We start from the raw sequence: 8,999 nt of genomic DNA on the forward strand, positions 1-8,999 counted from the left end.
GTCTACCCATGGATAAAAAAGTAGCAGTATTTACAGGCACAAGAGCAGAGTATGGCCTGCTCTTTTGGCTTTTAAAAGACATTCAAAGTGACTCACAATTGCAGTTGCAGTTACTTGTATCAGGTATGCATCTATCGCCAGAATTTGGTGAAACCTATCAGCAGATAGAAAACGATGGTTTTGTGATTGATGAAAAGATTGAAATTCTGCTCTCTTCAGATTCTGCAGTCGGCACAGCAAAAAGCATGGGATTAGGCGTTTTAGGGTTTTCAGATGCTCTATCTCGATTAAAGCCTGATGTGTTGGTCATTTTAGGTGATCGATTTGAAGCGTTAGCCGCAGCACAAACGGCAATGATCATGCGTATCCCCATTGTTCACTTGCATGGCGGAGAGATTACAGAAGGTGCGTACGATGACGCGATTCGTCATGCTATCACCAAATTAAGTTACTTACATGGCACATCAACCGAAGCGTATCGCCAACGTGTTATCCAACTTGGTGAAGAGCCAAACCGAGTCAAAAATGTAGGTGCAATTGGTCTTGACCATCTTAAGCGTGCCACATTCATGAGTGTTGATGAATTATCTGAGTCGCTCGGTTTTAAGCTAACTAAACCTTACTTTGTTGTTACTTATCACCCAGTCACATTGGGTGATGAAGCACCTGAATCCACATTTCAAGCTCTGCTCGATGCATTGGATGAGTACAGTGAACATCAAGTGATCTTAACGTATCCCAATGCTGATGACGGAGGGCGACGGATTATTCCTATGTTGGAAGAGTACGCTCGCAACAATGCTCAGCGTGTTCTCGCTATTCCATCTTTGGGACAGGTTCGTTACTTAAGCTCAGTTGCACACGCTACTGCAGTGATTGGTAACTCCTCTAGCGGTATTATAGAAGTTCCTTCTTTTGATGTACCCACGGTTAATATTGGGACAAGACAAAAAGGACGTTTAGCGGCGAGAAGTGTTTTAAACGCTCAACCGAATCAACATTCTATTTCAGAAGCGATTGAAGTGGCGGTCACTCGTGGTTATAAACAGGCAGATGAGACTATTCATAATCCATATGGACAAGGTGATACTAGTGGCCAAGTGGTTGAGATGATCAAATCACTGAACTTTGAGCCATGTAAAACGTTTTACGATATAAGTTTTAATGACGTGGAGTAAGAAGATAATGACCTTAATTATTGCAGAAGCAGGCGTTAACCATAATGGTGACAAAAAACTTGCATTAAAGTTGATTGAAGCTGCTCATCAGGCAGGTGCTGATATTGTTAAATTTCAAACTTTCAAAGCAAGTAAACTTGCATCTTCAGAAGCTATACAGGCCGAGTATCAAGTTGTTAATACAAAAAAGAAAGAGACTCAGCTTCAGATGCTATCACGTCTAGAACTTCCTTACTCAATACATCAAGAATTAATTGATTACTGTAACAAACTTGGAATTGAGTTTCTTTCAACAGCGTTTGATTCCGAGAGTCTAAGTTTTTTAGTTAATGATTTGGGCTTGACTCGATTAAAGTTACCGTCGGGTGAAATAACTAATGCCCCATTAATACTTGAACACGCCAGAACGAACTGTGATTTGATTGTATCAACAGGAATGGCAACGTTGGCTGAGGTTGAATCAGCCTTAGGGGTAATCGCATTTGGCTATATGAAAGAAGATGAAGAACCAAGTAGAGAAGCTTTCCAAAGAGCTTATACTTCTTGTGAAGGTCAACAATTACTACAAGAGAAAGTGACAATATTACATTGTACAACTGAGTATCCAGCACCAATAGATGATATCAATCTTAAAGCAATGGATACATTAGGAAATGCATTTAATTTACCAGCAGGATATTCTGATCATAGTGAAGGGATTATCATTCCAATAGCAGCAGTTGCACGTGGTGCTGTTTTAATTGAAAAACATTTTACACTTGATAAGAACATGGATGGCCCAGACCACAAAGCATCTTTAGAACCAGCTGAGCTAGCATCGATGGTTTTAGCTATTCGTCAGGTTGAAAAAGCTTTGGGAAATGGGATTAAAAGCCCAGCAAAATCAGAAACTAAAAATATAGCAGTGGCTAGGAAAAGTATTATCGCTGCTATAGATATTGTTGAAGGAGATATTTTTACAAGTAAAAATATTACAATAAAAAGGCCAGGAACAGGAATAAGCCCTTATGACTATTGGGGGCTGCTTGGTAAAAAAGCGGTGAAGACATTTAAAAAAGAAGAGATACTTTCATGAGAATAGGATATTTTGCAGATGGCCCTTGGTCTCATAAAGCCTTGGAACTAATATATAATACTACCGGGTTAGAAATTGTCTTCATTGTTCCTCGCTTCGATACCCAAGATCCAGTTTTAAAAAGCTGGGCTGAAAAGCTGCAGGTTCCATTTATTCCAGTTGAAAATGTCAATACAGATAATTTTTTATCAGTAATGAATGAACATAAACCAGAACTTTTGGTGTCTATGTCGTTTAATCAAATATTAAAAGCGGACATTATTAATTATGCACCGCAAGGATTTATTAATTGTCATGCTGGAGCTCTTCCATATTATAGAGGGCGCAATCCATTAAACTGGGCGCTTATTAATGGTGAGTCTTCATTTGGGATTACTGTTCATTATGTTGATGAAGGTATAGATACAGGTGATATTATTGAACAAAGGTTGTATCCAATTAAACTGAATGATACCTATAATACTCTTCTAGAGAAATCGATTACCGAGTGTGCGAATGTGTTGTATTCGGCAATCGTGAAAATATCGACGTCATCAGTAGAACGAATAAAACAAAAAGATATTCATCCAGTAGGAACTTACTTTGGTATCCGTACATTCGGGGATGAAGTCATTGATTTTAAATGGGGTTGTGAGCGAATTTATAACTTTGTAAGAGCAATATCTAAACCAGGTCCTTGTGCCCGTTTCTTTTTTGATAACAAAGAATTTGCTATAGAGAGTGCTGAGTTAATAGATAATGCACCGAATTATATTGCAACGATTGGTGAAGTCGTTGGAAGAAACGCAAGTTGTGTAGTTGTTAAGGTGGGTGACAGTACAATTAAACTTACCGGTATCTGTGATGTTACTAACAATCAGTTATCTGCAGCTTATATCCCTACTTTTAGAATAGGTACAAGATTAATAAATAAGGTTTACTGTGAATAAAGATTGGAAAAGGGTCATTATTAAACCTGAACTTTCGATTAAAGGTGCTCTTCAAATTATTGATGATAATTCTATAAGAACAGCGCTTGTAGTAGATGAGGGTTATCAGCTTCTTGGTGTGCTTTCTGATGGCGATATCCGAAGAGGACTCTTAAAGGGTTTAACATTAGATTCGTCTGTCAATACTATAATGAATAAGAACCCATTTACTTGCACGTTTGATACTGATAAAAATGTACTTATCCAAGAAATGAATAAGCGAGATATTTTATCTATTCCACTTATCAAGGATGGAAAATTAGTTGGATTATCATCACTACATGATGAACTAGTTGATAAACCTCAGTATCATAATCCTGTATTTATAATGGCAGGTGGATTTGGTACACGCTTACGACCCCTCACTAACAGTTGTCCTAAACCTATGCTGAAAATTGGGAACAAGCCAATCCTAGAAACAGTAATTCGCCGTTTTATTAAAGCTGGTTTTGTTAATTTTTATATTTCGACACATTACATGCCAGAAAAAATTGAACGACACTTTGGTGATGGTTCTGAATTAGGAGTGAAGATCAACTATGTTCATGAAGAGACTCCATTAGGTACTGCTGGTGCACTTGGTTTACTTCCTGACGATTTACCGCAAGAGCTACCATTGATTATGATGAATGGTGATGTGCTTACTAAGGTTGATTTTGAGCGTTTATTGGATTTTCATACGGAGAACAAAGCTGATGCAACAATGTGCGTTCGCGAATATGATTACCAAATACCTTATGGTGTAATTAATGGTGAAGGAAATAAAATAATCAGTATGGTAGAGAAACCTATTCAACGTTATTTTGTTAATGCTGGTATTTATGTTGTGTCGCCACAAGTGATCCAATCGGTTCCTGAAAACCACCATATTGATATGCCAACACTGCTAGAGCAGCATATGAATGAACGTGATAATGTTTTAATGTTTCCTATTCATGAATATTGGTTAGATATAGGACGTATGAATGATTTTAATCGCGCACAAGCAGATATTCATACTTTGGGTATATTATAATGATTAATAAAAAAAAAGTGATGGCTATAATTCCGGGTCGTGGTGGCAGCAAAAGATTACCAAGAAAAAATGTACTCACTTTAAATGGAAAACCCTTAATTGGCTGGAGTATTGAAGCAGCACAGAAAAGTAAATATATTGATACTCTATTTGTTAGTACAGATGATCAAGAAGTTGCTGAAGTATCTCGTTCATATGATGTTGAAGTTCCTGAATTAAGGCCTGGTGAATTATCTTCAGATATAGCCACAACAGAAAGTGTACTTTTTTATACTTTGAACAAATTTGGTTGTGATATAGATATTGTTGTTGTTTTACAACCAACATCTCCGCTTCGTACTGCTGAGCATATTGACGAAGCACTTGAATTACTTATCAAAAAAGATGCATTTTCGGTCGTATCAGTAACTCCCTGTGAACATTCGCCGCTTTGGTCTAATACCTTGCCTGAAGATGAATCAATGGGGGAATTCTTACCTACAGAAACAATGAAACGATCACAAGACCTAGATAAGTATTATCGTTTAAATGGAGCAATTTATTGTTTTAATAAATATAGACTTAAAGAAATAGGGAAAATCTGCTACACATCAGAATCATTTGCTTACGTAATGGGAAATGATGTATCTGTTGATATTGATACTCAACTTGATTTTGATATTGCTGAACTTCTTTTAAAAAGCACGTATAATTATTTTTAATTTATTTATGAATAATTTTTATTTAAAAGCGATAGGGCTAAAATGAAAACAAGAATAATCGTAAAGCTGGATGTTAAGCCGCCATATGTTGTAAAACCAGTACACTTTGAAGGACTAAGGAAAATAGGTTTTCCTAATGTAATCGCAGAGGATTATTATAGTCAAGGTGCCGATGAAATTTTCTATATCGATATAGTGGCTTCATTGTATCAAAGAGAAATATTACCTGATCCGATAATGGAAACAGCTAGAAACCTATATGTTCCATTTGCAGTCGGGGGCGGAGTAAAAAGCATTAGTGATTGTAAATTACTATTTAATTCTGGTGCCGACAAAGTTGTAATTAATACTTATGTTGCCCAATCAAATCCACAATTAATAACTGAAGCTGCGGAGATATTCGGAAGTCAAGCTGTCTGTGTGAGCATTGAAGCAAAAAGAATAAATAGTATTTGGATGTGTCTAACTGATTGTGGAAGAATTTCAAGTGGAAGAAATGTCTATGATTGGATACAAGAGGTAGAAGAGCTTGGGGCAGGCGAGATTTTATTACAATCAGTTGACTGTGATGGAAGGCAGAGAGGTTTCGATTTAGAATTAGCGAAAGGTGTTGTTAATAGTGTCAATATACCTGTGGTTGTTGCAAGTGGTGCTGGTTCTTTGAAGGATATTGGAGACTTAGTTTTATATGCTCAACCTAGTGGTGTCGCTATTTCTAGTATCCTGCATTATAAGCAGTGCACTGTACAAGATATTAAAACTTATCTAAATGATTTAAATATGGAGTCATGATGAGCTCGATAGTCGGCGTTGTAAGATATGGGAATGCAGGTAACATACATAGCATTGTAAAAGCGATTGAAAAAGCTAATGGTATAGTTCAGATAATTGAAAAGCCGAGTGACTTTGATTTAGTAGACCGTATTGTTTTGCCTGGTGTTGGGAGTTTTTATGATGGAATGACAGAATTAAAAGACCGAGGCCTAATTAATTGTATTACCTCTAGTAAGAAGCCTACTTTAGGCATATGTTTAGGGATGCAGCTGTTATCAAAAATCGGTTTTGAATATGGTCGCTCAGAAGGCTTAGGCGTTATTAATGCCGAAGTAAAAAAGATAGTTTGTGATGGGCCTGTACCACATGTAGGATTTAACAAGATTATAGCCACTGGTGAAACGTTATTATTAAAAGACTTAGACTCAGAGTATTTTTATTTTATGCACTCTTTTGAAGTGGTTAATTATACAAACATAGTAGCGTTAACGGAATACCTAGGGCATGAAATTGTATCTGTTGTTAAAAAAGATAACTTCTATGGAGTGCAGTTTCATCCTGAAAAGAGCAGGGATGCAGGTATAAAACTATTTAAAAACTTTTTAAGTATTTAGAGGTGAGCAATGAGTGAATTATTTGGACAGTATGGATTACCATTAGAGGTAAAATATTGTAAAAAATGTACTATTAGTAATCAGCGCCCATCTGCATCCGTAGCATATAACAATAATAAAGATGAACTAAAAAGAGTTATTTCTTTTGGGGATGATGGTATTTGTGAGGCATGCAAATGGATAGAAAAGAAAAAAGAAATTGACTGGAAAGACAGAGATCAGCAATTAAAAGAGCTTTGTGATAGGTTCAGAAGAAATGATGGTAGGTATGATGTACTTGTCCCAGGTAGTGGCGGTAAAGATAGCGTAAGAGCTGCCTACGAATTAAAGTATAATTATGGAATGAATCCACTTTTGGTGACATGGCCACCTCAGTTGATGACCCCAATGGGGCGTAGAAATATGGACTCATGGTTAGATGCAGGATTTGCTTGTTATACAATTACTCCAAATCAAAAGTTGCATAGACTGCTATCAAAACTTTCATTTGAAAACTTATGTCACCCATTCCAACCATTTACATTAGGTCAAAATCATGCACCAATGTATCTTTCTACACTTTTAGATATCCCGTTAGTAATGTATGGGGAAAATGGAGCAGAGTATGGTAATAATATTAAATATAACGAAAAACCAACGAGAGATGAAGGATATTATGCATCAGACAAGAGCTTTGATGATATTTATCTAGGTGGCGTTTCAGTTAAGGATATTATTGAGAAGTATGGATTCACTCATGCTGATGTAAAACCATATTTACCAGTCAATCCTCATGATTTACATAAAACAGGTACTGAATTACACTTTCTAGGATATTATTTGAAATGGCATCCACAAGAGGAGTATTATTATGCTGTTGAAAATACAAACTTCTTACCAAATGACTTTAGAACTGAAGGCAGTCATAGTAAATATAGTGGCTTAGATGATAAGTTTGACTGGTTAAACTTTCATACAACACATATTAAATTTGGAATTGGTCGAGCAACATATGATACAGCACAAGAAGTTCGTAACGGTGATATTACTCGGGATGAAGGTATTGCACTTATCAAAAGATTTGATGGTGAGTATCCAGATGAGTATGTCAAAGATTGCTGTGAATATATGGGAATAACGATTGAGCGTTATAATGAAGTGATCGATAAATTTAGGTCTAAACATCTTTGGGAAAAAATCGATAGTAAATGGCAATTAAAGCATCCAATTTGGAAAAGTTAAATGAAAGCACTAACGAGTAATTGAGTATTAAATCTTGGATGTATTATCCTTCTCGCATTTCGTATCGGTTCGGAGGGTTTGTAATCTATAATAACGGCATTGAACAGCTTAAGCTCTTCCAATGCGGACCAATAATATGTTTGCATATTCTTATAGAACAATAACTTTTGTAAGCAGGATAATGATAAAAATGAACAAGAATCTTCTGCATTTATGCAATTATTGATTACCTCAAGGATGTATGCTCGAGATATTTTGTGTTGGTGATTTATGTGTGTTGACAGGATAACTTGAAAGACAGTAATGATTTCAGTTAACTGGGTCTAACCCGTTAAAAGCAATATAGGAATTTTGAATTTATATTCTATGAACTGATGTGAATATTAGAACATTGATAACGGACAGTTCTAATGTAATAATCTTTCAATGATAAATCTTTCGTATAGTTACAAAGAATCAGAGAGCACTTTTAGTTCGTGATTACTTGAATTTCACTAATTATTCAGGTGGGGTTAAAAATTAACATATGAACACTTGAGCTTTAAGTGATGGCAGTAGCATCTGCTATCAAGATAACTCTATGCGGAATTAACAAATATCACTTACACACTAGCTATCCGGTACCTATTAGGGCTGGTAGCCATAATTATTGATATTAGAATGAAATAATATATGAACTCTAAACTAAAAATTGGTATAGCTAGCACCRGACTTGTGTTTAACTTCTTAGAAAAAACAAATAGTGGGTGAAATTCAATAATTCGGGTTTTTAAAAATAATTATTTAGTATTAATTAGTACATATCCATTATTAGGTGTTCATTATTAATTTCTTTGATAGTGAAGTTATAATTCATATTTTCTTCTAGAGCTTACGACATCAAAAACAGGGTTTTTATGATAAAGAATCATTATAATGTATTCGACGACTCAGTGAATTTTGATACTGAATTCGATTCAAAGTTGGCTTACAAATCTAAATTAAAATATCTAAGAACAAAAGAAGAAAAATACATTGCTGGGTTAATTCCAGTTTTAAATGAAATTCATAACACAACGCTTTCTGACGCATTCTGGAGGAAAGCACTTTCAATGGGATTCAGAAGATATGTTCACATCTCTTACGACCAATATTTACATCATAAAAAAAACTTTAATAAAAACATATCATTTACTAAAATGAGCTTAACTGATTATAAATTCATAGCAGACTTCGATGGTTTTAGAAATTACTATACACATGATATCAATGGATATAACCAAATGTTTTCACTATTCATCGATTGCTTCTATAAAGATATTAAGCCAGACAATAAATATTTATTTAATAAAAAAGAAAAAGAAAAAGAAAAAGAAAAAGGATTTTATAGTGGTTTCTTTCTAAAAGCAAAAAGGAAGATTTTGAATATTACATTTGACAAATTATTATTAAGAGTTTTGAAGTTAATTTATAC

9 protein-coding genes are annotated in these 8,999 nt (G+C 35.1%); all 9 read left to right on the top strand.

Annotated features, from left to right (window positions below):
* The first annotated feature begins 8 nt into the window (after positions 1-8).
* Positions 9-1,178 (top strand): UDP-N-acetylglucosamine 2-epimerase, encoded by a 1,170-nt coding sequence (neuC, locus tag L4C32_RS04020; RefSeq protein WP_428195571.1) that lies wholly within the window; start codon positions 9-11, stop codon positions 1,176-1,178.
* Positions 1,179-1,185: 7 nt separating this feature from the next.
* Positions 1,186-2,253, top strand: a complete 1,068-nt coding sequence (gene neuB / locus L4C32_RS04025; protein WP_428195572.1) for an N-acetylneuraminate synthase — start codon at positions 1,186-1,188, stop codon at positions 2,251-2,253.
* Positions 2,250-3,182: a methionyl-tRNA formyltransferase gene (locus tag L4C32_RS04030; RefSeq protein WP_428195573.1), complete on the top strand. Its 933-nt coding sequence runs from the start codon at positions 2,250-2,252 to the stop codon at positions 3,180-3,182. The genes neuB and L4C32_RS04030 overlap by 4 nt, the downstream gene beginning before the upstream one ends.
* Complete coding sequence (locus tag L4C32_RS04035; protein WP_428195574.1) at positions 3,175-4,236, top strand: nucleotidyltransferase family protein; 1,062 nt, start codon at positions 3,175-3,177, stop codon at positions 4,234-4,236. The genes L4C32_RS04030 and L4C32_RS04035 overlap by 8 nt, the downstream gene beginning before the upstream one ends.
* Positions 4,236-4,937: an acylneuraminate cytidylyltransferase family protein gene (locus L4C32_RS04040; RefSeq protein ID WP_428195575.1), complete on the top strand. Its 702-nt coding sequence runs from the start codon at positions 4,236-4,238 to the stop codon at positions 4,935-4,937. Before L4C32_RS04035 ends, L4C32_RS04040 begins: the two co-directional genes overlap by 1 nt.
* A gap of 42 nt (positions 4,938-4,979) precedes the next feature.
* The gene (hisF, locus tag L4C32_RS04045; protein WP_428195576.1) at positions 4,980-5,729 is read left to right on the top strand and encodes an imidazole glycerol phosphate synthase subunit HisF; all 750 of its coding nucleotides are present in this window, start codon (positions 4,980-4,982) and stop codon (positions 5,727-5,729) included.
* Complete coding sequence (gene hisH / locus L4C32_RS04050) at positions 5,729-6,325, top strand: imidazole glycerol phosphate synthase subunit HisH (RefSeq protein WP_428195577.1); 597 nt, start codon at positions 5,729-5,731, stop codon at positions 6,323-6,325. Before hisF ends, hisH begins: the two co-directional genes overlap by 1 nt.
* A gap of 9 nt (positions 6,326-6,334) precedes the next feature.
* Positions 6,335-7,546, top strand: a complete 1,212-nt coding sequence (locus L4C32_RS04055; protein ID WP_428195578.1) for an N-acetyl sugar amidotransferase — start codon at positions 6,335-6,337, stop codon at positions 7,544-7,546.
* Positions 7,547-8,478: 932 nt separating this feature from the next.
* On the top strand, positions 8,479-8,999 hold a 521-nt coding region (locus tag L4C32_RS04060), incomplete at its 3' end, for a hypothetical protein (RefSeq protein WP_428195579.1).

Source organism: Aliivibrio kagoshimensis, from assembly GCF_050337105.1.
In the GTDB taxonomy this organism is placed as follows: Bacteria; Pseudomonadota; Gammaproteobacteria; order Enterobacterales; family Vibrionaceae; genus Aliivibrio_A; species Aliivibrio_A kagoshimensis.

Bases quoted from the DNA above. Each gene is read 5' to 3' on its own strand.
- neuC (WP_428195571.1), top strand. From the start codon at position 9: ATGGATAAAAAAGTAGCAGTATTTACAGGCACAAGAGCAGAGTATGGC.
- neuB (WP_428195572.1), top strand. From the start codon at position 1,186: ATGACCTTAATTATTGCAGAAGCAGGCGTTAACCATAATGGTGACAAA.
- L4C32_RS04030 (WP_428195573.1), top strand. From the start codon at position 2,250: ATGAGAATAGGATATTTTGCAGATGGCCCTTGGTCTCATAAAGCCTTG.
- L4C32_RS04040 (WP_428195575.1), top strand. From the start codon at position 4,236: ATGATTAATAAAAAAAAAGTGATGGCTATAATTCCGGGTCGTGGTGGC.
- hisF (WP_428195576.1), top strand. From the start codon at position 4,980: ATGAAAACAAGAATAATCGTAAAGCTGGATGTTAAGCCGCCATATGTT.
- hisH (WP_428195577.1), top strand. From the start codon at position 5,729: ATGAGCTCGATAGTCGGCGTTGTAAGATATGGGAATGCAGGTAACATA.
- L4C32_RS04055 (WP_428195578.1), top strand. From the start codon at position 6,335: ATGAGTGAATTATTTGGACAGTATGGATTACCATTAGAGGTAAAATAT.